The organism is Salinicola acroporae (assembly GCF_003206615.1).
Lineage (GTDB): Bacteria > Pseudomonadota > Gammaproteobacteria > Pseudomonadales > Halomonadaceae > Salinicola > Salinicola acroporae.
The window spans coordinates 46,147-68,660 of record NZ_PZJW01000012.1; the positions used below are offsets into that span (position 1 = coordinate 46,147).

The 22,514-nt window shown below is 64.1% G+C and carries 25 protein-coding genes; 15 read left to right on the plus strand and 10 right to left on the minus strand.

Going from position 1 to position 22,514, the window contains the following annotated elements:
- The first annotated feature begins 190 nt into the window (after positions 1 to 190).
- The 10 genes from def (at position 191) to DOM54_RS16795 (ending at position 11,070) form a co-directional block, all read left to right on the plus strand.
- On the plus strand, positions 191 to 697 hold the full coding sequence (def, locus tag DOM54_RS16750; RefSeq protein WP_110717431.1) for a peptide deformylase: 507 nt from the start codon (positions 191 to 193) through the stop codon (positions 695 to 697).
- A 114-nt stretch (positions 698 to 811) separates the two neighbouring features.
- Positions 812 to 1,810 (plus strand): methionyl-tRNA formyltransferase, encoded by a 999-nt coding sequence (fmt, locus tag DOM54_RS16755; protein ID WP_110717432.1) that lies wholly within the window; start codon positions 812 to 814, stop codon positions 1,808 to 1,810.
- The gene (gene rsmB, locus DOM54_RS16760) at positions 1,807 to 3,135 is read left to right on the plus strand and encodes a 16S rRNA (cytosine(967)-C(5))-methyltransferase RsmB (RefSeq protein ID WP_110717433.1); all 1,329 of its coding nucleotides are present in this window, start codon (positions 1,807 to 1,809) and stop codon (positions 3,133 to 3,135) included. Before fmt ends, rsmB begins: the two co-directional genes overlap by 4 nt.
- A gap of 156 nt (positions 3,136 to 3,291) precedes the next feature.
- Positions 3,292 to 4,017, plus strand: a complete 726-nt coding sequence (pncA, locus tag DOM54_RS16765; protein ID WP_240613943.1) for a bifunctional nicotinamidase/pyrazinamidase — start codon at positions 3,292 to 3,294, stop codon at positions 4,015 to 4,017.
- Positions 4,018 to 4,120: 103 nt separating this feature from the next.
- Complete coding sequence (locus DOM54_RS16770) at positions 4,121 to 4,327, plus strand: dodecin (protein ID WP_110717435.1); 207 nt, start codon at positions 4,121 to 4,123, stop codon at positions 4,325 to 4,327.
- Between the two features lie 166 nt (positions 4,328 to 4,493).
- Positions 4,494 to 5,867: a Trk system potassium transporter TrkA gene (gene trkA / locus DOM54_RS16775; protein WP_110717436.1), complete on the plus strand. Its 1,374-nt coding sequence runs from the start codon at positions 4,494 to 4,496 to the stop codon at positions 5,865 to 5,867.
- A 52-nt stretch (positions 5,868 to 5,919) separates the two neighbouring features.
- On the plus strand, positions 5,920 to 7,368 hold the full coding sequence (locus DOM54_RS16780) for a TrkH family potassium uptake protein (RefSeq protein WP_110717437.1): 1,449 nt from the start codon (positions 5,920 to 5,922) through the stop codon (positions 7,366 to 7,368).
- Positions 7,369 to 7,562: 194 nt separating this feature from the next.
- Positions 7,563 to 8,804, plus strand: coding sequence for a serine/threonine transporter SstT (gene sstT / locus DOM54_RS16785; protein WP_110717439.1), 1,242 nt, complete (start codon positions 7,563 to 7,565; stop codon positions 8,802 to 8,804).
- Between the two features lie 123 nt (positions 8,805 to 8,927).
- Entirely contained in the window at positions 8,928 to 10,142 is a 1,215-nt protein-coding gene (locus tag DOM54_RS16790; RefSeq protein WP_110717440.1) for a TraB/GumN family protein, read from the plus strand.
- A gap of 457 nt (positions 10,143 to 10,599) precedes the next feature.
- Positions 10,600 to 11,070: an Hsp20 family protein gene (locus DOM54_RS16795; protein WP_110717441.1), complete on the plus strand. Its 471-nt coding sequence runs from the start codon at positions 10,600 to 10,602 to the stop codon at positions 11,068 to 11,070.
- 122 nt (positions 11,071 to 11,192) lie between these two features.
- On the opposite strand, the gene DOM54_RS16800 is transcribed toward DOM54_RS16795, so the two are convergent.
- Positions 11,193 to 12,770 (minus strand): BCCT family transporter, encoded by a 1,578-nt coding sequence (locus DOM54_RS16800; protein ID WP_110717442.1) that lies wholly within the window; start codon positions 12,768 to 12,770, stop codon positions 11,193 to 11,195.
- Between the two features lie 173 nt (positions 12,771 to 12,943).
- Between DOM54_RS16800 and DOM54_RS16805 the strand changes: the two genes are divergently transcribed.
- Entirely contained in the window at positions 12,944 to 13,222 is a 279-nt protein-coding gene (locus DOM54_RS16805) for a hypothetical protein (RefSeq protein ID WP_110598502.1), read from the plus strand.
- Positions 13,223 to 13,231: 9 nt separating this feature from the next.
- Here the strand turns inward: DOM54_RS16805 and DOM54_RS16810 are convergent, their stop codons facing one another.
- Positions 13,232 to 13,537, minus strand: coding sequence for a hypothetical protein (locus DOM54_RS16810; RefSeq protein WP_110717444.1), 306 nt, complete (start codon positions 13,535 to 13,537; stop codon positions 13,232 to 13,234).
- A 155-nt stretch (positions 13,538 to 13,692) separates the two neighbouring features.
- Between DOM54_RS16810 and DOM54_RS16815 the strand changes: the two genes are divergently transcribed.
- Positions 13,693 to 13,956, plus strand: coding sequence for a type B 50S ribosomal protein L31 (locus tag DOM54_RS16815; protein ID WP_110598504.1), 264 nt, complete (start codon positions 13,693 to 13,695; stop codon positions 13,954 to 13,956).
- A gap of 72 nt (positions 13,957 to 14,028) precedes the next feature.
- On the opposite strand, the gene DOM54_RS16820 is transcribed toward DOM54_RS16815, so the two are convergent.
- The 4 genes from DOM54_RS16820 to DOM54_RS16835 all read right to left on the minus strand — a co-directional run bounded on the left by DOM54_RS16820 (position 14,029) and on the right by DOM54_RS16835 (position 16,347).
- Positions 14,029 to 14,364, minus strand: coding sequence for a GFA family protein (locus DOM54_RS16820; RefSeq protein ID WP_110717445.1), 336 nt, complete (start codon positions 14,362 to 14,364; stop codon positions 14,029 to 14,031).
- A complete protein-coding gene (locus DOM54_RS16825; RefSeq protein WP_162619903.1) occupies positions 14,364 to 14,831 on the minus strand; it encodes a VOC family protein in 468 nt (155 codons plus the stop codon). The genes DOM54_RS16820 and DOM54_RS16825 overlap by 1 nt, the downstream gene beginning before the upstream one ends.
- A 146-nt stretch (positions 14,832 to 14,977) precedes the next feature.
- A complete protein-coding gene (locus DOM54_RS16830) occupies positions 14,978 to 15,181 on the minus strand; it encodes a cold-shock protein (protein ID WP_071229947.1) in 204 nt (67 codons plus the stop codon).
- 296 nt (positions 15,182 to 15,477) lie between these two features.
- Positions 15,478 to 16,347 carry a LysR family transcriptional regulator gene (locus DOM54_RS16835; RefSeq protein ID WP_110717448.1) on the minus strand — a complete coding sequence of 290 codons (870 nt, stop codon included), beginning with the start codon at positions 16,345 to 16,347 and terminating at the stop codon, positions 15,478 to 15,480.
- Positions 16,348 to 16,496: 149 nt separating this feature from the next.
- Between DOM54_RS16835 and DOM54_RS16840 the strand changes: the two genes are divergently transcribed.
- The gene (locus DOM54_RS16840; RefSeq protein WP_110717449.1) at positions 16,497 to 17,339 is read left to right on the plus strand and encodes an alpha/beta fold hydrolase; all 843 of its coding nucleotides are present in this window, start codon (positions 16,497 to 16,499) and stop codon (positions 17,337 to 17,339) included.
- A 12-nt stretch (positions 17,340 to 17,351) separates the two neighbouring features.
- Here the strand turns inward: DOM54_RS16840 and DOM54_RS16845 are convergent, their stop codons facing one another.
- Positions 17,352 to 18,302: a LysR substrate-binding domain-containing protein gene (locus DOM54_RS16845; protein ID WP_110717450.1), complete on the minus strand. Its 951-nt coding sequence runs from the start codon at positions 18,300 to 18,302 to the stop codon at positions 17,352 to 17,354.
- 169 nt (positions 18,303 to 18,471) lie between these two features.
- Between DOM54_RS16845 and DOM54_RS16850 the strand changes: the two genes are divergently transcribed.
- Together DOM54_RS16850 and ycaC are read left to right on the plus strand one after the other, a co-directional pair.
- Positions 18,472 to 19,338, plus strand: coding sequence for a pirin family protein (locus DOM54_RS16850; RefSeq protein ID WP_110717451.1), 867 nt, complete (start codon positions 18,472 to 18,474; stop codon positions 19,336 to 19,338).
- A gap of 90 nt (positions 19,339 to 19,428) precedes the next feature.
- A complete protein-coding gene (ycaC, locus tag DOM54_RS16855; protein WP_110717452.1) occupies positions 19,429 to 20,052 on the plus strand; it encodes an isochorismate family cysteine hydrolase YcaC in 624 nt (207 codons plus the stop codon).
- A 127-nt stretch (positions 20,053 to 20,179) separates the two neighbouring features.
- On the opposite strand, the gene DOM54_RS16860 is transcribed toward ycaC, so the two are convergent.
- From DOM54_RS16860 to DOM54_RS16870, 3 genes are all read right to left on the minus strand, one after another.
- A complete protein-coding gene (locus DOM54_RS16860; RefSeq protein ID WP_110717453.1) occupies positions 20,180 to 20,935 on the minus strand; it encodes a sulfite exporter TauE/SafE family protein in 756 nt (251 codons plus the stop codon).
- Between the two features lie 103 nt (positions 20,936 to 21,038).
- Positions 21,039 to 21,449 carry an SRPBCC family protein gene (locus tag DOM54_RS16865; protein WP_110717643.1) on the minus strand — a complete coding sequence of 137 codons (411 nt, stop codon included), beginning with the start codon at positions 21,447 to 21,449 and terminating at the stop codon, positions 21,039 to 21,041.
- A gap of 412 nt (positions 21,450 to 21,861) precedes the next feature.
- Positions 21,862 to 22,500: a superinfection exclusion B family protein gene (locus DOM54_RS16870; RefSeq protein WP_110717454.1), complete on the minus strand. Its 639-nt coding sequence runs from the start codon at positions 22,498 to 22,500 to the stop codon at positions 21,862 to 21,864.
- Between the last annotated feature and the right edge of the window lie 14 nt (positions 22,501 to 22,514).

Below are 22,514 nucleotides of genomic sequence, written 5' to 3' on the forward strand. Positions count from 1 at the left end.
ATCGTCGTCCCACCGGTGATTACCTCGAGGTATTGCTGCATAGATCGGCGCCGCCACGTCGGACTTGAGGATCCGACGCCCCGGGATCGGCGTCCTGGGCATCGAACCGGCCCGGCGGTTTCCCCACCAGCGCTGGCGATCTACAATAGGGAGATCACGTCACTCATGCCGATAGGCACGCAAAACGACTATGGCCATCAGAACCATTCTCCAATACCCCGATCCGCGCCTGCGCACCAAGGCCGCCCCGGTCGATCACGTCGACGACGAGATCCGCACCCTGGTCGACGACATGCTGGCAACGATGTACGACGCCTCCGGCATCGGCCTGGCAGCGACGCAGATCGACGTTCACCAGCGCGTGATCGTCATGGATGTCAGCGACGACCGCAACGACCCGCTGGTGCTGATCAACCCGAGCTACGAGCCGCTGGACGACGAGCGCGAGCCGCTGCAGGAAGGCTGCCTGTCGATCCCCGACTACTACGCCGAGGTGCCGCGGGCGCTGCGCATTCATCTCAAGGCGACCGATCGCGACGGCAACGCCTACGAACTGGACGCCGACGGCCTGCTGGCCCACTGCATCCAGCATGAGTGCGATCATCTGGAAGGTGTCCTGTTCGTCGACTACCTGTCGCCGCTCAAGCGCGACCGCATTCTCAAGAAGATGCAGAAGCGCCAGAAGCAGGAGGCCTGATCGCCTGCCTCACCGCTCCCCGGACTTGCAAAGGCCGGCCGTCCCCGTGACGCCGGCCTTCGTCATTCGCGGGCATCGTCCATCTTCAAGCATCACTCATCAGGAATCTATCGCATGCGTCACCGTGTCGAAGGGCCGTCGCTGCGGATCGTTTTCGCCGGCACGCCCGACTTCGCCGCCGAGAGCCTGAAGGCGCTGCTCGCCTCCCGTCATCGGGTGGTCGGCGTCTATACCCAGCCGGATCGACCCGCCGGGCGCGGCCGCAAGCTCACGCCCAGCCCGGTCAAGCGTCTCGCCGAGCAACACGATCTGCCGGTGGAACAGCCGCTCAGTCTCAGGGACGAGGCGGCCCAGCGGCGGCTGGCCGAGTTCGAGGCGGACGTGATGATCGTCGTCGCCTACGGCCTGCTGCTACCCCAGGCGGTACTCGACACGCCCCGGCTCGGCTGCCTCAACGTGCACGCCTCGTTGCTGCCGCGCTGGCGCGGCGCGGCGCCGATCCAGCGTGCCATCGAGGCCGGCGACAGCGAGAGCGGTATCACCCTGATGCAGATGGATGCCGGTCTCGATACCGGCGACATGTTGCTGATCGAACGGACCCCCATCGATGACGCCACCACCGGTGGCGATCTTCATGACCGCCTTGCCGAGCTCGGCGGCCGGACACTGGTCGAGGGCGTCGACGCGCTGGCCGAGGGCAGCCTGAGCCCCACGCCGCAACCGGCGTCCGGTGTCACCTACGCCAGCAAGCTCTCGAAGCCGGAAGCAGAGCTCGATTTCCGTCAGCCGGCGACAGCATTGTCCCGCCGGATTCGTGCCTTCAATCCGTGGCCGGTGGCCTGGACCCGGCTCGACGGCGAGCCGTTGCGGCTATGGTTCGCCGTGCCGGATACCGGACCCGGCGAGCAGGATGCCGAGCCTGGGACACTGCTGGCGCCGGACGGTGAGGCACTGCGAATCGCCTGCGGCGTCGACGGCCGCGACGTGCTGCGAGTGACCCGACTGCAGATGCCGGGCGGCAAGCCCCTCGCGGCCCGCGACCTACTCAACGCCAATCACCCTCGTCTCAGCCCCGGCCAGCGCCTGGGCCAGCCCAAGGAAGCCGACCGATGAATCCTGGCGATACCCGCGCCTTTGCCGCGCGACTGCTGGTACCGGTACTCGACGGCAAGGGGTCGCTCTCGGGACTCGATGCCGACCTGGCCGCCAGCGTGATCAAGGAGCGCGACCGAGGCTTCGTCAAGGCACTCTGCTACGGTGTCTGCCGCGCCCATCCACGCCTCGATGCCCTGGCGGGTCAGCTGCTGCGCCAGCCCATGAAGCAGCGCGACACCGACGTCCAGGCACTGCTGCTGATCGGGCTGTACCAGCTCCTCCACATGCGGGTACCGCCTCATGCCGCCGTCAGCGAGACGGCGGGCGCCGCGCGCGCGCTCGGCAAGGCGTGGGCGACGAAGGTGGTCAATGGCTGCCTGCGCCGGTTCCAGCGGGAGTCGGTGGCATTGCAGGCGAAGGTGGACAAGGACGCGCCGGTCGCCCTGTGGCACCCGGCCTGGCTGCTGCTGGAGTTCCGCGACGCCTGGCCTGACGACTGGCGAGCGATCTGCGCGGCCAACAACGACGCGGGGCCGATGACGCTGCGCGTCAACCGGCGTCGCGTCACCCGCGAGGATTACCTGAAGCGGCTCGAGACGGCCGGGCTTGAGGCGGTACCCTGCGAATTCGCCGCGGATGGCGTCCGACTGACCACCGCCTGCGACGTGTCCCAATTGCCCGGCTTCGCCGACGGCGACGTCAGCGTTCAGGACGAATCGGCCCAGCTGTGCGCCGACCTGCTGGCACCGGCGCTGGCAGGCGACACCACCCGGCGAGTTCTCGATGCCTGCAGCGCCCCGGGCGGCAAGACCGCCCACCTGCTCGAACGTTTCGACGCCGAGCTTACCGCACTGGACATCGACCCGGCCCGCCTGAAGCGGGTCTCGTCGACGCTGCAGCGACTGAGGCTGGAAGCCCGTCTTCACGCCGCCGATGCCGGCCGCGCGGACGCGGACGGCGACTGGTGGGACGGCCAGCCGTTCGACACGATCCTGCTCGACGCCCCCTGCTCCGGCACCGGCGTGATTCGGCGCCATCCGGATATCAAGCTGACCCGTCGCCACAGCGACATCGCCGAACTGGCGGCGCTGCAATCGCGCCTGCTGGATACGCTGTGGAGCAAGCTCGCGCCGGGCGGCGTCCTGCTCTATGCCACCTGTTCGGTGCTGCCGGCGGAAAACGAGGCCCAGATCGACGCGTTCCTGGCGCGCACGCCGGAGGCCGACGCCGATACGCCGCGCGAACTCGACTGGGGCCGGCCGAGCGGCCCTGGTCGGCAACTGCTGCCCACCCCGGCCGGCCACGACGGCTTCTTCTACGCCCGGCTGCGCAAGCGCGCCTGATCACTCCTCTACCACACCGTTGTCTCGCCCGCCACGCCAGCGGGCCAGTACGATCGCCCCGATGTGCACCACGCCACATCGGGGCGTGGTGCACTTGCGACATCCCCGCTCGCCTTCGATACTGATAACGAATCCGCCATCCGGGAAGCGCCCGTCGTGCCTGACAACGAGGTCATCGATACTACGCAGACCACCGAGACACAGACCACCAAGACGCCGTTCACCGAGACGCAGCCAGCCGGGCTCGCGCTCGGTGGCGTCTCCCCCCACAGCGCCCTGATCGTCGTCGACGTCCAGCCTGATTTCATGCCGGGCGGCGCGCTGGCCTGCGCCGAGGGCGACCAGATCCTGCTGGGGCTGGAATGGCTGCTGTCCCAGCACGCCTTCGCCCACGTGGTGGCAACCCAGGACTGGCATCCGACGAGGCACGTCTCGTTCGCGTCCAGCCATCCACCGCACCAGCCGTTCGAGGCGATCGACCTCTACGGCCACTCCCAGACGCTGTGGCCGGATCACTGCATTCAGCGCACCGAAGGCGCGGCGCTGCACCCGGCCATCGACTGGTCGTACTGCGATGCGATCATCCGCAAGGGAACCGATCCCGGCATCGACTCCTACAGCGCGTTTCGCAACAACGTCGGCCCCGACGGTCATCGACCCGCCACCGGCCTCGCCGGCTGGCTTCGCGACCGCCGCGTCACCGACGTCTACCTCTGCGGCCTGGCCCGCGACGTCTGCGTGCTGTGGACCGCCGAGGACGCGGTAGCGGCGGGCTTCAACACCCATTTCCTCTGGCCGCTGACGCGTCCCGTCACCTTCGAAACCGACGACGACACTCGGCAACGGCTCTCGGCCTTGGGTATCGCGGTCGTCGACGCCTGAGCCGTTATCGGGAGCCGAGAGATTTCCCGACGCCCCATGGATTCCAGGGGCTTCCGGCCGCCGACGGCGATCGTCGGGGCCTTCTCAACCAAGGAGCTGTCTCATGAGCGACCACGTCTACAAGCAGATCGAACTGACCGGTTCTTCCCCCAACAGCATCGAGGATGCCGTCCAGAACGCGCTGCAGAAAGCCAGCAAGACGCTGCACGGCATGCGCTGGTTCGAGGTCACCGAGACCCGCGGCCACCTCGAGAACGACAAGCTGGCGCACTGGCAGGTGACCATCAAGGTCGGCGTCTCGCTGGATTGATCGGCGCGGCCGGCGATCGCGGGCGGGATCTCGTCCGCGGTCCTGTCAATCGGTGGCCCGGCTCGTTATGCTACGCGCTAATTTCGGTGCCGGGCGGGTTGCACTCCGTTCCTTCGGGGCCGGGTAAACTGGCAGGCGGTACGCTGTATTTCCGTGATGGTTTGGCATGAAAATTATTATTCTGGGTGCCGGTCAGGTCGGCGGTACGTTGGCAGAACATCTGGCCAATGAAGAGAACGACATCACGGTGGTGGATATCAACGAGGAGCGGCTACGAGAGCTGCAGAATCGGCTCGACATCCGCACGGTGATCGGTACCGCGTCCTACCCCAACATTCTGCGTCAGGCCGGCGGTGAAGACGCCGACATGCTGATCGCGGTGACCAGTTCCGACGAGATCAACATGGTCGCCTGTCAGGTGGCGCACACGTTGTTTCGCACGCCGACCAAGATCGGCCGCGTGCGCTCCACCGCCTATCTGACGCGCAAGAGCCTGTTCTCCAACGACGCCATCCCGGTGGACGTGTTGATCAGCCCGGAGCAGGTGGTCACCGACCACATTCGCCGGCTGATCGAATACCCCGGGGCGCTGCAGGTGCTCGATTTCGCCGGCGGCCTGGCCCAGTTGGTGGCGGTGAAGGCCTACTATGGCGGCCCGCTGGTGGGCCAGGAACTCGGCTTCCTGCGCCGCCATATGCCCAACATCGATACCCGCGTGGCGGCGATCTATCGTCGTGATCGACCGATCATCCCTACCGGCGACACCGTCATCGAGGCCGACGACGAGGTCTTCTTCATCGCCGCAAGGCGCGATATCCGCACCGTGATGGGGGAACTGCGCAAGGTCGATCGCGACTTCCGGCGCGTGCTGATCGCCGGCGGCGGCAACATCGGCGAACGCCTGGCGGAAACGCTGGAGCACAAGCATCAGGTCAAGATCATCGAACACGATCTCGGCCGCTGCGGCGCGCTCTCCGAGAAGCTCGACCGCACCGTGGTGCTCCACGGCAGCGCCACCAGCAAGCGGCTGATGCTCGAGGAGAACATCGAAGACTGCGATATCTACTGCGCGCTCACCAACGACGACGAGGTCAACATCATGTCGTCGATGCTGGCCAAGCGCCTGGGGGCCAAGAAGGTACTCACCCTGATCAACAACGCCGCTTACGTGGACCTGGTCCAGGGCGGCGAGATCGACATCGCGATCTCGCCCCAGCAGACCACCATCGGCAGCCTGCTCACCCACGTTCGCCGTGGCGATATCGTCAACGTCCACTCGCTGCGCCGCGGCGCCGCCGAAGCGATCGAGGCGATCGCCCACGGCGACAAGCGCTCTTCCCGGGTGGTCGGGCGCACCATCGGCGAAGTCGATCTGCCCAGTGGCACCAGCATCGGCGCCATCGTGCGCGGCAAGGAAGTGCTGATCGCCCACGACGATGTGATGATCGAGAGCGGCGATCACCTGATCCTGTTCGTGATCGACAAGCGACGCATCCGTGACGTCGAGCGGCTGTTCCAGGTCGGCCTGACGTTCTTCTGATGGTTCATTCATCCGACACCGCCTGCCCGTCCCGCCCGGTGGGGGACGCCGCGTGAGCCTACTGGTCATTCTCCGCATCGTCGGCCTGCTGCTGATGCTATTCAGCCTGACCATGGTGCCGCCGATGGTCATCGCGCGAATCTTCCACGACGGCAACTGGCACGCCTTCGGCGCCGGCATGGCGATCTCGGTCATCACCGGCGCGCTGCTCTACTGGCCCAATCGGCGTGCCAAGCGCGAATTGCGCACCCGTGACGGCTTCATCATCACCGTGCTGTTCTGGAGCGTGCTCGGGCTGTTCGGCACGATCCCGTTCATGGTCTCCGATGCGCCGTCGATGTCGTTCACCGATGCCGTCTTCGAATCCTTCTCCGGACTCACGACCACCGGCGCCACCGTGCTCAGCGGTATCGATCACCTCCCCGCCTCGATCCGCTTCTACCGCCAGCAGCTGCAGTGGTTGGGCGGCATGGGGATCGTGGTACTCGCGGTGGCGATTCTACCGACACTGGGCATCGGCGGCATGCAGCTCTACCGGACCGAGATTCCCGGCCCGCTGAAAGACTCCAAGCTGACCCCGCGGATCACCGAGACGGCCAAGGCGCTGTGGTATATCTACGTGATCCTGACTGTCGTCTGCGCGCTGGCCTACTGGGGCGCGGGCATGAACTGGTTCGACGCCATCGGCCACAGCTTCGCCACCGTGGCCGTCGGCGGGTTCTCCACCTACGATGCCAGCATCTCGCACTTCGATAGTGCCACGATCGAAATAATCTGCGTCTTCTTCATGGTCGTCTCCTCGGTCAGTTTCGGTCTGCACTTCGCGGTATGGCGGGAGCGGCGCCTGCTGCAGTACATCCGCGACCCGGAGTTCCGCTTCTTCGTCACGTTTCTCGGCATCCTGATCGCGATCACCATCATCACCCTGTTCGCCACCGGCACCTATCACGACGCCACCGGCATTCGACACGGGTTGTTCGAAGCCGTTTCGGTCGCGACGACATCCGGTTTCAGCGTGGCCGACTTCACCCTGTGGCCCGGGGTACTGCCGATCATGCTGTTCATGGCAGCCTTCGTCGGCGCCTGCTCCGGGTCGGCGGGGGGCGGCATGAAGGTGATCCGCATTCTGCTGGTCCTGAAGCAGGGCATCCGCGAGATTCACCGGCTGATCCATCCCAACGCCGTGTTTGCCGTCAAGGTCGGCAAGATGCGCATCTCCGAAGGCGTCGCCGAAGCCGTCTGGGGCTTCTTTTCCGTCTACATGATGCTCTTCGTGGTGATGCTGCTGGCCCTGCTGGCCACCGGCCTCGATCAGGTGACGGCGTGGTCGGCGATCGGCTCGGCGCTCAACAACCTGGGGCCGGGACTGGGTGATGTCTCGACCGACTACGGCGACATTCCCAGCGCCGCCAAGTGGATCCTGGTGCTGGCGATGATGCTGGGAAGACTGGAGATCTTCACCATCCTGGTGCTGTTCACACCGGCATTCTGGCGACGCTGACCTTTCATTCGCGAACAATCCCCCTCGCTTTCCCAGAGCGAATCGCTTTTTCACCACCCACTCGGCCAGTCATCGGTGAATGACACTAAAGATTGAGCCATAGGCAGGCTTTTCGACGAGTTCGACCGGGAGAGCGGTGGTAGAATGCCGCCCTTCGCGGCCACGCCGCCACCTCGGCTACCCAAGAGAGAGTCATGTCCGCCAGTTCCGACACCCACACCGCGTCCTCGCTCCTGCCCCGCATCGGGCTCATTCCACAGATCCTGATCGGGATCGCGGCCGGCCTGCTCCTCGCCACCCTGGCGCCGTCGATCGCGCCGTCGGTCGCTATTCTCGGCGACCTGTTCATCGGCGCGCTCAAGGCGGTCGCTCCGGTACTGGTCTTCGTGCTGGTGATGGCGGCCATCGCCAGCCACCAGCGTGGCCAGCCGACCCAGGTGCGCGGCGTACTGATGCTCTACCTGACCGGCACGCTGGCTGCCGCGCTGATCGCGGTGGCGGCGAGCTTCCTGTTCCCGACCTCGTTGATCATCGATGCCCCGCGAGCCGATGGCACGCCGCCGACCGGCGTCGCCGAGATCCTGCGCAACCTGGCCATGAGCGCGGTGGACAACCCCATCCACGCCCTGACCGATGCCAACTTCATCGGCATCCTGGCCTGGGCCGTCGGGCTCGGCCTGCTGCTGCGTCGCGCCAGCGACACCACAAGGCGGTCGCTGGCCGATCTCTCGGATGCGGTTTCCGGCCTCGTCCGCTGGGTGATCCGGCTGGCCCCGCTGGGCATCTTCGGACTGGTCGCCAACACCTTCGCCTCCACCGGCATGAGCGCGCTGGCCGATTACGCCCAACTGCTCGCGGTACTGCTGGGCTGCATGGCCTTCGTGGCACTGGTGAGCAATCCGCTGATCGTGTTCCTCTACACCCGCCGCAACCCGTATCCGCTGGTCTTCACCTGCCTGCGTGGCAGTGCCATCACCGCCTTCTTCACCCGCAGCAGCGCGGCCAACATTCCGGTCAACATGGAGTTGTGCAAGCGCCTCGACCTGCACGCCGACACCTACTCCGTCTCGATCCCGCTGGGCGCCACGATCAACATGTCAGGCGCCGCGGTCACCATCACGGTGATGACGCTGGCGGCCGCCAACACGCTGGGAATCGATGTGGATTTCGCCACCGCGCTGCTGCTCTGTGTCGTTTCGGCGCTGGCGGCCTGCGGTGTCTCCGGTGTCGCCGGCGGCTCGCTGCTGCTGATACCGATGGCGGCCAGCCTGTTCGGTATCTCTGCGGACGTCGCCATGCAGGTGGTAGCGATCGGCTTCGTCATCAGCGTGATCCAGGACTCCACCGAAACCGCGCTCAACTCCTCCACCGACGTGCTGTTCACCGCCGCGGCGTGCCGTTCACCACGCGCCCAGCAGTGTCTCGCCGGCGAGTGATCGACCGTCGAGCAGGACTCGCGTTGACGGCGACTGACGTTTTTCGCTGTCAACGGCTTGGAATCGGCGACGTGACGTGCAATATGGGGCGACTCTCTTACTAAGCCTTGGATTGCCCCCTTGATGCCCGACAACGCCGCCGGACCCCGCGAGACCGTGGATCTCGCCGCCCATCACCTGACCCTGCTGGGCACTGCCCACGTTTCCCAGGCCAGCGCCGACGAGGTGCGCGAGCTGATCCGCTCCGGCGAGTTCGATGCCGTCGCGATCGAGCTTTGCACCTCACGTCATCAGAGCCTGGTCCAGCCCAACGCCATGGCCAAGCTCGACCTGTTCCAGGTCCTCAAGCAGGGCAAGGCCGGCATGGTTGCCGCCAGCCTCGCACTCGGTGCCTTTCAGCAACGGGTGGCGGAGCAGTCGGGGATCGAACCCGGTGCGGAGATGCGCACGGCGGTCAACGAGACCCAACGGGCCGGCCTGCCGCTCTATCTAATTGATCGCGAGATCGGCGTCACCCTCAAGCGCATCTACCAGAACGTACCGTGGTACAAGCGCTTCAGCCTGATATCCGGTCTGCTCGGCAGCGTGCTGTCGCGGCAGAAGGTCTCCAGCGAGGAGATCGAGAAGCTCAAGCAGGGCGACGTTCTCGAGTCCACCTTCGCCGAATTCGCCGAGCAGTCCCAGACGTTGTACGAGCCCCTGATCACCGAGCGTGACCGCTACATGGCGCTCAGGCTGGTGGAAGAACTGCCGGAGGGTGGAACCCAGCGCGTGCTGGTGGTGATCGGCGCCGGCCACCTCAAGGGCATGAAGGCCCACCTCGAAACCTTGAGCCAGCGTCCGCCCGAGCTGGACAGCGTGATCCAGGAGCGCGCCAACCTGGAATCGACCGCGCCCCGCGCGCGCTGGTGGAAAGCGATCCCGTGGGTGATCGTCGCCCTGGTGCTGACCGGCTTCGCCATCGGCTTCAGCCGCGATACCGCCTTCGGCTGGTCGCTGGTGGGCGAATGGGTGCTGATCAACGGCAGCTTTTCGGCACTGGGGGCGCTGATCGCCCTGGGCCATCCGCTGACGATCGCCGCCGCCTTCGTCGGCGCCCCGCTGACTTCGCTCAACCCGACCATCGGCGTCGGCTTCGTGACCGCCGGCGTGGAACTCTACCTGCGCCGCCCCACCGTCGGCGACTTCTCGCGGCTGCGCAGCGACGTCAGCCACTGGCGCGGCTGGTGGCGCAATCGCGTCGCTCGCACCCTACTGGTCTTTCTGCTCTCGAGCCTGGGTTCCGCCATCGCGACCTGGGTCGCCGGCCTGCGCATCGCCGGGCAACTGCTGGGCTAGCCCGGCGTGCTCGGCTCGCCCTTCGCGAGCCGAGCACGCGCCAAGGGAGGAGCCAGCCACGGTGATAGTGGCCAGCAAACCGGAAAGGCTCTCACGCCGAGCCGAAATGGCGTCTCCTCGGGCGTGCGCCCATTACACCTGCCGCGCATGCCCACTCTCCTTTTCCCCTCTTGAAAGCCGTCCGACCGCCACTATTCTCTGCTACGGGTACCGCCGAGGCCGCTGATAGCGGGGCCGGGAGCCGGGGATGAAAAATTTCGCAGCGTGATCTGCGCTCCCCCTTGAAAGCTGTCTGGGCGACCCTATTTAACATAATGTCGAGAGGGAGCCGATTGGCAGACGGCATCTCGCATGCGTCATCCCCTCGACAGCGGACGCCGCCGAGCGGGTCCGCGAGCGGTGATCCGGGATGGGCCCGGGCACCCCAAGACTTCGCTGTCATTCAGGAGGTTGCACCATGAATACGATGTCTCTCTCTCCGCTGTTCCGCCGTTCCATCGGCTTCGACCGGCTCAACGATCTGTTCGAGACCGCGATGCAGAACGACGTGCCCAGCTATCCGCCCTACAACGTCGAGAAGTATGGCGAGAACGACTACCGCATCGCCGTGGCCACGGCCGGATTTGCCGAGCAGGAACTCGACGTCAACGTCGAGAAGCGTGTGCTCACCATCACTGCCGGCAAGGGCGAGCGCCAGCAGGACGACAAGGTACAGTACCTGCACCAGGGTATTGCCCAGCGCGCCTTCAAGCTGTCGTTCCGCCTCGACGAGAACATCGAGGTCCAGGGCGCCCGGCTCGAGAATGGGCTGCTGATCGTCGACCTGCTGCGGGTGGTGCCGGAAGAGCAGCGTCCGCGCCAGATCCCCATCAACGGCGGCCAGGGCCGTCTGGAAACTCAATCGGCGGATCAAACCGTCGCCGTCTGAGCCAATGGCGACAGGACCGCGCCGCCGCCGTGACAGCCAGGGCCAAGCGCCGCGGTAAAATGGCAACGCCCCCGACGGAGCAATCCGTCGGGGGTGTCGTCGTTGAGGGGGTCGACCTGGCTTCAGGACGTCGGACGCGTCGCTGGCAAGTCGTCCAGTACGCCTTGCGCCCTGGCCATCGCATAGGCCGCCTTGGGTCCGTGCCACAATGTCGGCACCAACAGCATCGCCACCGGCACGGCGGGGATAACCAGGAACTGCTGGAGCACGCTGACCTGCCCCTCGCCCATGCCCAGCAGAATCGCCGCCATCAGCGCGAAGACGATCCCCCAGAACGCCCGTAGCGCCGATCCGGGATTGTCGTTGCCGGCACAGACGACGGATACCGCATAGCTCATCGAGTCCCCGGTCGTCGCCACGAACACCGTGGTCAGCACCAGCACGGCCAGCGCCATCCAGACACCCCCCGGCAGCGCCTGGGCCACGGTCAACGTCGCCACGTCGAACTGGAAATTCTGCAGCGGCTGGCTGAGGTCGATCGCGCCCTGGAGCTCGTAGAAGATGCCGGAACCGCCCAGCAAGGTGAACCAGACAGTGGTGACCACCGGCGCCATGACCGCCGTGGCGATGATCATCTCGCGCACCGTGCGCCCGCGGGAGATCCGGGTGACGAAGATCGCCATGGGCGGTGCGAAGCCGACGAACCAGGCGAAGAAGAAGACCGTCCACCACTTCATCCAGCTTGGCGAGGCCGTCACCGTGGTCATGGTCGACATCTCGAAGAAGTGGCCGAGATAGGTGCCGAAGCCCTGGAACCAGCTATCGACCAGAAACTGGGTCGGCCCGAATAGCAGAATGATGGCCCCGATCACCATGGCCAGAATGACATTCAGGCGACTCAGCACCTGAATGCCGCGATCGATGCCGGTCACCGCCGACGTCACGTAGATCGCCCCCAGCGCCGCCAGAATCCCCAATTGCACGTCATAGCCGCGCGGGAAGCCGAACAGGTCGTGGAGCCCGAAGCTGACCTGGGTCGCCAGGAAACCCAGCGGCCCGACCGTGCCGGCGGTGACGGCGATCGCACAGATGGCGTCGACCACGCCACCGAGAAAGCCGCGCACCAGGCGGTCACCGAGTACCGGCGCCAGCAGCGTTCGTGGCTGTAGCGGCATGCCGCGCTGGTAATGCTGATGCGAGAGGATCGCGACCGGCAAGGTGCCGAGAATCGCCCAGCCGGTGAATCCCCAATGGAAGAAGGCCTGGGCCAAGGCATTGGGTACGGCATCGGCCGTGCCGGGCTGGGAATCGAAAGCCGGCGGCGTGACCACGAAGTGATAGATCGGCTCACCGGCGGCAAAGAAGACGCCGCCCCCCGCCAACAGCGTGCACAGAATGATCGACACCCACCGGAAGGTACTCATGTCGGGCCGCTCCTGGGACCCGATTCGCGCCCGCCCAGCCGGGGAGAGCGCCACGCCGATGGCGATGAAGAAGGTCAGCAGCATCAGCCACTGGAACAGGCTGCCGAAGGTTCTGGCCGACCAGGTGAAACCGATGTCGATCACTCGGGCGACGGTATCCGGCGCCATCGCCGATGCCGTCAGAAAGATCAGGATGAAGCCGATGGTCAGAACAAGCACGACGGGATCGCCAAAACGGCCACCCTGCGTCGATGGCACGTTGGTGTCAGAGGTCATATCAGAGGGAGGGTTCTTTGGGCATGAAGCGCGCCACCCTACCGACCTTGGTCTAATACCGCAAATTCACCCTTACTAATTCATATGCCGCTCTACACCAAAATGCCAATGGTGGGGGCCTTCGAAACGGTTCTAATCTCAAGGGGAATTTCGCCGACGATGGGGTAAGGTCCATGAAAAGCACACCGTTCATCACCGAGAGTCTGCTGCAGCGCTGTCGCAGGGAACAGGCCAATCAGTTCCAGCGTGCGCGCCAGAGCTACGACCCCGCCTCGCTTGATGATCGCAAGGAGCTTTCGCTACTGGTCGAAGAGGCGATTCGGGAGGGAGAGAACTACACCTCGATCGCTCGCGGTCATCAGCATATCGGCCTGACCGAATCGGACCTGCTGGATCTCATCGGCCCCGAGAACGCCATCCGGGAGCGCATCGAACGATTTCAGCAGATTTGAACCTGCCGTTCAGTTGCCGCAGTGGCGCCGATACCGGTCGGATTCGGCGCCAAGCGTCACGCGCTCGTTGACCTTGCTGTAGTAGAACGGCGAGAAGGAGTGGTCCTGGCCGGCCACACGATACTCGCCGCAAACGCCGTACCCCTTCTGGATCTCTTTCATCGCCTGCAGCTCGATTTCGTCGTCACCATCCAGTTGGCTGGCGATCAGGGACTTGATGTCGTCATCGACCTGACTGTCAGACAGGGCCTGCCCGCCGAAGATGATGGCGAATGCCAGTAGGATGGCAGCGACGGGGATATAGAGATTGTGCATGGAGAGAGCGTCTGGCCGGCGAGGGAAAGGCGATGATAGCGGATCCCGCCATGTTTCGCACAGACGCGGCGGGCGATGCGTCCCCATGACGCAGCCAATTGCCTCACACCAAAGAAATGTAATAACATTACAAAACCAACCGAACGGAGAAGTCCATGAAAGCCGGCATCCACCCTGAATATCGTCAGGTGATCTTCCACGACACCAGCGTCAACCAGTACTTCAAGATTGGCTCGACCATGACTTCCGACGAGACCATCGAGTGGGAGGATGGCAACACCTACCCTCTCGTCCACCTCGATATCTCCTCGGCGTCCCACCCGTTCTACACCGGCAAGCAGCGCGAGGTCGGCACCGAAGGTCGTGCCGCGCAGTTCAAGCGCCGCTTCGGCAGCGTGACATCGCGTCGTCAGAGCTGAATCGCAGGCCCACCCCGTCGACTCGGCCGCATCAGCGGCCATGATTTCCAGGCGGGGCGGCTCACGCGCCCTTCATCGCGTCGCGTTATCGGCATCGCGCGTCGTCACGCCAGGAGGCAGCGTTTCCGCCAAGCGGAAATTGACCGCCACGATGGGGTCGGGATCCCCCGCCAACGTCTGGTAATGCGTCACGCAGCCGCACGCGGCGCACCGCAGGAACTCGATCTCCCGATCACCACGCTGATACGACGCCCTGCCCGCCGCGCCAGTGACGATCTTGACCTCATCAGGATGAAAATAGCCCCAGAGTGCCATGTAACGCCGGCAGATCCCGCAATTGCAGCAAGTCACCTGCGCCGGCTCCGGTGCGGTGAGCCTGACGTTACCGCAGTCGCACTGCAGCTCCATCACTCGAGACTCCTTTCAGGTGGCTGCATCAATTCGACAACGCAACCATCCGGCCCAACGATATACATCACCTTCGTTCCTTTCTTCTCAACTGCCGGTAGGGTCTGAACCTCGCCCTGCGCCTGCCAGCCGTGAAGACTGACGCTGCCGAGAGTGACCTCGATATCGTCGACATCGAACGCGAGATGAGCGACTCCCTGACGGTAACCGCCGCTGCGCGGAGCCTCGGCTTCAAGCGCATACTCCAGCAGCTCGACAGGAAAGCCATCGATTTCGACGATGGCCATTTTAACGTTCGTGTCTGGCGCACCGGTCACATGGGAGAGAAACGAGCCGGACATCTCGCCTTGGCGAACCAGCGTGGCACCGAAACATTCGCACCAGAGCCGTATCGATGATTCCAGGCAGCGAACGCTGAAACCGACATGATTGACCCGGGGAGCCGCCGGGCGAGGGGGTTTGGGCACGAGACTTCCTGGGCGGTGCAGTGGTTGCCATGGGGCGTTCCGGCCCCATGTTCACCGGCTGCAGACGCAAAAACACCAAGGCCCGCGTTAGCGGGCCTTGGTGCTGGAATCTCTATCGCGCTAGGGCGATGGATCTACCAAAAGTCTTAGAGCGGCTTGATGTTAGCAGCCTGAAGACCTTTTTTGCCCTGAGTGACGTCGAAAGAAACTTCCTGACCGTCCTGCAGAGACTTGAAGCCGTCGGCTTGGATCTCGGAGAAGTGTGCGAACAGGTCGTCGCCACCGTCTGCCGGAGAGATGAAGCCAAAGCCTTTAGTATCGTTGAACCACTTAACTGTGCCAGTTGCCATTTTCCGAATTCCTTATGCGCTTAGCGCGTAATTACGATTGCCGGGTGCTACCCGATGTAGTGGGTAAAACAAGGGGATATAACCAGGCTACCGAATGATTCGAGTGCAACTGACAATATGCGACTTGCTAACCAACTGATCGCCAGTCTGCGCCGTCATCGACGGATAGTCAACAGGTGTGTTGGTCGTAAGACGAAAATCTTGTCATCCCGGCCTAACGTCCTCATTTTCCAGCGCATCGTGATCCGGCTTCCCCCCGTCGGCAGGCCGCCATCGGCTCGCCAGTCGTGACCACCTCACCCCGGAACCGCGGGTGTCTCCACCTCTTCGGTTATCGCGTTGACCAGGCCGCGAACCGCACTCGAGTGACACTGGCGCCCGGTGCGGAGGAGGTAGACGATCGGCGGCGGCTCGGGAAACGGCGCCTGCACCACCTCCATCTCCGGCGTCACATGGCGGCGGTTCAACAGCGTCACGCCCAACCCCGAGAGCACTGCCGACTTCACGCCGGCAATGCTCGCGCAGGTCATGACGGTCGTCAGTCCCGGGGAGCTCGCCTGCCCCGCCTCCATCGCCCACTGGCGATAGAAACAGTCGTCATCGAAGGCGACGAACGGAATCGAACGGGTCATGTCCAGGCTCCAGTCCCGGGACTTCACCCAGTGCAGTGGCTCCCTGGCGACGACCGTATCGGACGCCCGCTGACGATGCTCGAACACCTGCATGAAGCCGACATCGATCTCGCCCCGGTCGATCTGCCCCTCCAGGGAGAGACTCTGGCCAACGTGGGTCCGCACCGTGACATCCGGATGCCGTCGCGCGAATCGCCCCAGGATACGGGCCACGCCGCCGCTGGTCGTATCCTCGGTCACGCCGAGCCGAACCGTTCCGCGCAACGGCTCCGTCCCCAGGCAGGAGACTGCCTCGTCGTGAAGATCCAGAATGCGCCGGGCGTAACCCAGCAGTTTCTCGCCTTCCGGCGTCAACAGACTCGCCCCGCTGCGCCGGGTCAGCAGCTCGCAGCCGATCGCCATCTCCAGCCGCCGGATCTTGTGGGAGATCGCCGACTGAGACAGCGCCAACGACTGTGCCGCCCGCGTGACCCCGCCCGTCTCCACGATCGCTGCCAGCGCCTGCAACGCTCCTAGCTCCAGCCTCGCGCTCACGTCTTCCGCTCCTCGGCCTGCGGGTCCCGGCCACAATAGCGGCGACCCACCACATGACAAAAACAGATCGATTTCATCATATAACGCATTTGTGTCATGCACGAGGTTTTCGCAAGCTCATCGACACCCACCCAACGCGGAGCCGAACCATGAACCCGATCGCGACCGACAATGTATTGATCGATGGCAAGCGTATCGCCCACGGCGTCTACGGACAGGGCGAGCCCGTCGTGCTGCTGCACGGCACGCCCTCCTCCTCCCTGATCTGGCGTAACGTCCTGCCCCGGCTGGTCGAGGCCGGATATCGCGTCCATCTCTTCGACCTGCTGGGTTACGGCCACTCCGAGCGACCGCGAGATCCCTCGGTCGATACCTCGATCACGGCCCAGGTCCCGGTGCTGGAAGCCCTGATGGACCACTGGGGACTGGAGACGGCACATATCGTGGCCCACGACTTCGGCGGCGGCATCGCCCAGCGCCTCGGCGTGTTTCACCCGCACCGATTGCGGTCGCTGACACTGATCGATGTCGTCAGCTACGACAGTTATCCGTCGCCCAGGACTCGCCAGCAGATGGCCGCGGGGCTGGAGCGGCTGATCAAGGTGCCCGACGACGAACACCGCACGCATTTCCGGGAATGGCTGTTGACCGCGGTCCATGACCCGCAGCGTCTCGAGGCATCCGCGCTCGAGACCTACCTCGACTTCATCAGCGGGCCCATCGGCCAGGCCAGCCTGTTCCAGCATCAGATACGCCACTACGACCCGAAGCACACGATGGAGGTCGCCGCCCGCCTGCCGGAGCTCGGGCGAATGCCGGTCAAGCTGATCTGGGGCGCGGACGATGCCTGGCAGAGTGTCGATTACGCTTATCGCCTGCACACCGACATACCGGGATCGGATCTCAGCGTACTCGAGAAGTGCGGTCACTTTTCGCCCGAGGACCGGCCGGAAGAGATCGCCCGTCTGGTCATCGAGTTCCTGAAGCGCTAAGGACGAGGCCGCTCAGCGCTCGGCGTCATGCCCGGGTTGCGCCGACGCGGAAATCCGCGTGGTGAAATCCTCCTGGCCGAAGTTATCGGCCAGGAAGTCGATCAACTGGCGCACGGCCGGGAGCAGGCCGCGGCGCGACGGGAAGATCGCCTGGACCACGCCATCGCGAGGCACCCAGTTCGGCAGCACATCCACGAGACGCCCCTCGGCGATATCCGGCCCCGCCACCAGCATCGGCAGTTGCACGATCCCCAGACCCGCCAGGGCCGCACGGCGCAGGGTGACCATGTCGTCGGTCACCAGTCGCGGGCGATGATCGATCAGTGTATTCACCCCATCCGGCCCTTCCAGGCACCAGGTATGGCCCGTGCCCGGCCGCTCCCAATCGAGCGACGGCAAACCGTGGAGATCCCCCGGCACGGCCGGGCGGGCGAGACGCTCGAACAGCGCGGGCGACGCCATCAGACGCTGCGGGCTGCGGGAGAGCACACGCTGACTGAGATCGCTGTCCTCAATGGGCGGGAATCTCACCCGAATCGCCAGATCGAATCCCTCGCGGACCACGTCCACCCGCCGGCCGCTGGCCTCCAGCTCGACCCGAACCAGCGGATGCCTCGCCATGAAGGCGGTGAGCAAGTCACCCACGATGAAGCAGAGCAGCCCCGGCGGGCAGCTCATCCGCACCAGCCCCTGAGGTTCGGAGATCGAGCGGTCGATGGTCTCCTGGGCCGCCTCGGCCTCCACCACCATGGCGGCGCAGTGGTCGTAGTACGCCCGTCCCAGGTCGGTGACGGTGAGGCTGCGCGTGGTGCGGTGGATCAGGCGCACGCCGATGCGAGCCTCGAGTTCGGCCACGCGCCGGCTCAGCTTGGACTTCGGCACCCCGATCGCCCGGCTCGCCGGTGCGAAGCCGCCATGCTCTACCACCTGGACGAAGTAATAGAGGTCGTTGAGATCCTGCATATGATCGTTCCATGAGTGAGACGCTGCGTTGGATTTTACCCCGCTAATCACTCGAATGTCCTACCTGTAAATTCGACCTATCGATTCAGCCCATCACCGCCTGCCTTCGACACGGCCGGATGATGGCTGACGCATCGCCCGAGGAATCATCGACAAACGGGAGGTCAGGATGAAAGACATCACCGGTATCTACTCCGCGCCTCGAGCCCACTGGGTCGGCAACGGCTTTCCCGTGCGCTCGCTTTTCACCTACGAACGCCTGGGCGCGCATCACGTCACGCCGTTCCTGATGCTCGCTTACGCCGGACCGAAAGCGTTCAAGCCGGCGGTCAAGCCACGCGGGGTCGGCGCCCATCCCCATCGCGGCTTCGAGACGGTAACCATCGTCTACGAGGGCGAAGTCGAGCATCGGGACTCCACCGGCAGCGGCGGCGTCATCGGCCCGGGCGATGTCCAGTGGATGACCGCCGGCAGCGGCATCGTCCACGAGGAGTTCCACTCCCCGGCGTTCACCGAGCGCGGCGGGCGTTTCGAAGTCGTCCAGCTGTGGGTGAACCTGGCGGCCGCGGACAAGTCGGCGCCCCCGGCGTACCAGTCGCTGAAGGCCGCCGAGATCCCCCGCCTCGAACTGGCGGAAGGGGCAGGACAGCTGGCGGTGATTGCCGGTGAAGTCGCCGGGAAGCGCGGGCCGGCGCGAACGTTCAGCCCGGTCAACGTCTGGGACCTGCGTCTGAACCAGGGCGGCGCCACCACGCTCGACGTGCCGGAGGGCCACACCACGATGATCGTCGTGCTCAGCGGCACCGTGCAGCTCAACGGCAACAAGATCGTCCGCGATGCCGAGCTCGCCCTGTTCGCCCGCGAGGGCCGAGAGATCGTGGTCGAGGCCAACAACGACGCCAAACTGCTGGTGCTGACCGGCGAACCCATCGACGACCCCGTCGTCGGTTACGGACCGTTCGTCATGAACTCGAACGAGGAGATCGAAGAGTCGATCCGCCAGTTCCAGGCCGGAAAGTTCGGCGCCACGGCGTAAAGGATTCGGGCGCTCTCGGGAGCGCCCGATAACTCGCGGGATATCGACGCCGATACCCCGCCGCTTCCAAAAAAATGAAGGAGATGCGTGATGGCCTATTCCTACCAGAGACTCGACAAGCACGATGTCGCCGTGCTGATGATCGATCACCAGGCCGGCCTGCTATCGCTGGTTCGCGACTTCGGCCCCGACGAGTTCAAGAACAACGTGATGGCGCTTGCCGATATCGCCGAGTTCTTCGACCTGCCGACGATCCTGACCACCAGCTTCGAGGATGGCCCCAATGGGCCGCTGGTGCCGGAACTGAAGGCGAAGTTCCCCGGTGCGGCTTATATTGCCCGCCCCGGCCAGATCAACGCTTGGGACAACGAGGAGTTCGTCCAGGCCGACAAGGAGACCGGCAAAAAGCAGCTGTTGATCGCCGGTGTGGTCACCGATGTCTGCGTCGCCTTCCCGGCCCTGGCCGCGCGCGAAGCAGGCTACGAGGTCTTCGTCGTCACCGATGCCTCCGGCACCTTCAACACGTCCGTGCGCGACGCCGCGTGGAGCCGCATGTCCCAGGCCGGCGTGCAGTTGATGAACTGGTTCTCGGTCGCCGGCGAGCTGCACCGCGACTGGCGTAACGACATCGAAGGCTTCGGCGGCATCCTCGCCAATCACCTCCCCCACTATTCGAACCTGATCCAGAGCCGCGATGCGACGCTGAAAAACTAGCCGAGAACCGCAACCGTGCTGCCGCCCCACCCGGCGCGGCAGCCTCTTTGCGCCGGGGAGCCCCCCCCCCCGGAAGCGAGACGCCAGGCCACGTTGACGCTCGATCCTGGACATTCGCCCGCCGGCCCTACAGCGCGAATGACCCCAGCGCACTCTTGCCCACCAGCACCACGCCGAAGACGATCAGCATCATGAGAACCACCTTGCGGAAGGACTCGGCACCCATCCGCTGGCGCACGGCCCCGCCAAGCCGGGTGCCGACATAGACCGGCACCAGCCCCGCCAGCGAAATCCAGATCGAATCCGCCGTCATCAGGCCAAGCTTCGCCAGCCCCAGCGCCATGATCAGGCTCGACAGCGTGAAGGAGATATTGATCGCCTGGATGAACCGCTTGGGATCGAGCCGCAGCGCCAGCACGAACGGCAGAATCGGCATCACCTGCGACCCGGTCGTGCCGTTCACCAACCCGGTCAGGAATCCCGAGACCGGCGCCAGCTTGCGCCCCAACCGATCCGATAACGGCCGCCCGGGGCGAAACAGCGTGAACGCCCCGTAGACGATCAGCACGACGCCGAGTATCGCGCCGGCCACGAGACTATCGATGAGGTCCAGCACGGTGAGGCCGAGCAGCAGGCCGGGAATGGTCGCCAGGAACATCGGCCAGAAGCGCCGCAGCGTCTCGCCGAAGTGCCCCGCCTGCCGCATCACGATGAGATTGCTGACCAGCGAAGGGATGATCACCAGCGGCATCCCCGACTTCAGACCCAGGCCCAGCGCCAGGATGGGCAGCGCGGAGGTCGAAAAGCCGAGGCCAGTGGCGCCCTTGACGAAGGCCGCCACCAGATAGGCAAAGGCGATGATAAAAATCGTTTCGAGATTCACAACGCATCCATAAGGCACAGAGCTCGCGCGATGGGTTAGATGGAAAGTGTGTGCCGAGCCCCAGGAGCGGGCCATCCTGCCAGTGCCGGGCGATCCGCCAGCGCTAGCCCGGCGAGATCGATGTTTCGGCCAGCCTTTTGAGCGCGAGCAGATCTTGGCGAACCCAATCGGCATCCCGCTCGAAGGTTGCCTCATCCATGCCGGGCTGCCTGAAGAGGGTCAACTGAACTTCCGCCCCTGGACCGTTGGCGATTACCCGCAACGGTACATAGACCACCTCGCCCGACGCCAACTCAACCCAATGATCCATGACGCCGTAAGGGTTGTGGTCCGTAAAGCGGATCAGGACAGATCCCCCTGGCCCTTTTGCCAACCACCTACCTTCCTGCTCGACCAACTCGGCCTGACTCAGTCCGGATGCCCAGGTCGGAAAAGCCTCTGGGCGCCAGAAGGCCTCATACAGTGAACGCCAAGGACGATCAACGGTAATGCCAAGCGTGATGGCCTCGTTCATATCGATAGCGCCTACGGCATCGGAGGGAATCATTCTAGCGACGCCATCTCCCGATCAGGATTGGGTATTGGTCGATAGATAGAGAGAAGAGGATGGTTAGCGTTACTGGACGTGGCGTATCAGCAGGAATGCCTCATAAGACGATGGCTTGGCCCATAAGCAAAGGTACGAAGCAGGACTAGAAAAACGTCCTAAACATATGATTTAAGAGTGGAAAGGCGTTATAGAAAAATAGATCTATGCCATTGGGTATGCCACAGGATGCAATCAAAGTGTCACACCTTCCCCTGTGCGATAGCTCGCCTCGAGGGGGCTTAGGATCATAAACTGATGTCGAGTCAGACCTAATAGAGCGCCAGCCATCAGCCGCGCGAGGTACTAGCGTCGACCGCATGGCCTTGTTGGATCGGATTCACCAAAATCGCCCTTCCATCAGAGCCAGATGTCGGTCAAGCTCATGCATAAAGCTCGGTCGATTCTCCATTATCCAATTCTGCCCTTCTTCATTCAGTCCCCATTGGCCTTCGTCTGTGTGATACACAAACTCTTCCAAATCGAGCAGGTGTGGATTCAGGCGCTTCTCCGCTTCGTCTGAAAGTGAAAGCGAAAACACAGAACCTACTGTAGTTCTCGATCCCAGACCAGTGGACTGCTCAAGCACGTCGGCATTGAGCAATGCCGACACGGCGGGCTGCTCAATCGGTAGTTTGACCGTCCGTGAAGCAGCAATAAAGAATTCACGAAGAACGGCTTTTTCAGCTTTATCCATGTTTTCCAAGCGGTTCCGAACAGACTCTCTTCGTCTTCGCTTGAGAAAATGACCTAGTACTCGATGATACATCCAGACGACACACTCGATGGCCAGGATCGCGACGCTAACAAGGAGCGCAATACCAAAGTACGGACCATATTCTTCTCTAAATTGGAGAAGGGAGAGGTACTGCAAAGTCGACGCAGGCGAAAACATCACGAGCGAGGTAAGTAACGCGACTGCGCCTACAAACTTCGTCGGAACCTTCGCAAGATCGACGATTCGTGAAAACCATTCCAAGTTCAGCCTCCTGT

Bases quoted from the DNA above. Each gene is read 5' to 3' on its own strand.
- def (WP_110717431.1), top strand. From the start codon at position 191: ATGGCCATCAGAACCATTCTCCAATACCCCGATCCGCGCCTGCGCACC.
- fmt (WP_110717432.1), top strand. From the start codon at position 812: ATGCGTCACCGTGTCGAAGGGCCGTCGCTGCGGATCGTTTTCGCCGGC.
- rsmB (WP_110717433.1), top strand. From the start codon at position 1,807: ATGAATCCTGGCGATACCCGCGCCTTTGCCGCGCGACTGCTGGTACCG.
- DOM54_RS16770 (WP_110717435.1), top strand. From the start codon at position 4,121: ATGAGCGACCACGTCTACAAGCAGATCGAACTGACCGGTTCTTCCCCC.
- trkA (WP_110717436.1), top strand. From the start codon at position 4,494: ATGAAAATTATTATTCTGGGTGCCGGTCAGGTCGGCGGTACGTTGGCA.
- sstT (WP_110717439.1), top strand. From the start codon at position 7,563: ATGTCCGCCAGTTCCGACACCCACACCGCGTCCTCGCTCCTGCCCCGC.
- DOM54_RS16790 (WP_110717440.1), top strand. From the start codon at position 8,928: ATGCCCGACAACGCCGCCGGACCCCGCGAGACCGTGGATCTCGCCGCC.
- DOM54_RS16795 (WP_110717441.1), top strand. From the start codon at position 10,600: ATGAATACGATGTCTCTCTCTCCGCTGTTCCGCCGTTCCATCGGCTTC.
- DOM54_RS16800 (WP_110717442.1), bottom strand. From the start codon at position 12,770: ATGACCTCTGACACCAACGTGCCATCGACGCAGGGTGGCCGTTTTGGC.
- DOM54_RS16805 (WP_110598502.1), top strand. From the start codon at position 12,944: ATGAAAAGCACACCGTTCATCACCGAGAGTCTGCTGCAGCGCTGTCGC.
- DOM54_RS16810 (WP_110717444.1), bottom strand. From the start codon at position 13,537: ATGCACAATCTCTATATCCCCGTCGCTGCCATCCTACTGGCATTCGCC.
- DOM54_RS16815 (WP_110598504.1), top strand. From the start codon at position 13,693: ATGAAAGCCGGCATCCACCCTGAATATCGTCAGGTGATCTTCCACGAC.
- DOM54_RS16820 (WP_110717445.1), bottom strand. From the start codon at position 14,364: ATGGAGCTGCAGTGCGACTGCGGTAACGTCAGGCTCACCGCACCGGAG.
- DOM54_RS16830 (WP_071229947.1), bottom strand. From the start codon at position 15,181: ATGGCAACTGGCACAGTTAAGTGGTTCAACGATACTAAAGGCTTTGGC.
- DOM54_RS16840 (WP_110717449.1), top strand. From the start codon at position 16,497: ATGAACCCGATCGCGACCGACAATGTATTGATCGATGGCAAGCGTATC.
- DOM54_RS16845 (WP_110717450.1), bottom strand. From the start codon at position 18,302: ATGCAGGATCTCAACGACCTCTATTACTTCGTCCAGGTGGTAGAGCAT.
- DOM54_RS16850 (WP_110717451.1), top strand. From the start codon at position 18,472: ATGAAAGACATCACCGGTATCTACTCCGCGCCTCGAGCCCACTGGGTC.
- ycaC (WP_110717452.1), top strand. From the start codon at position 19,429: ATGGCCTATTCCTACCAGAGACTCGACAAGCACGATGTCGCCGTGCTG.
- DOM54_RS16865 (WP_110717643.1), bottom strand. From the start codon at position 21,449: ATGAACGAGGCCATCACGCTTGGCATTACCGTTGATCGTCCTTGGCGT.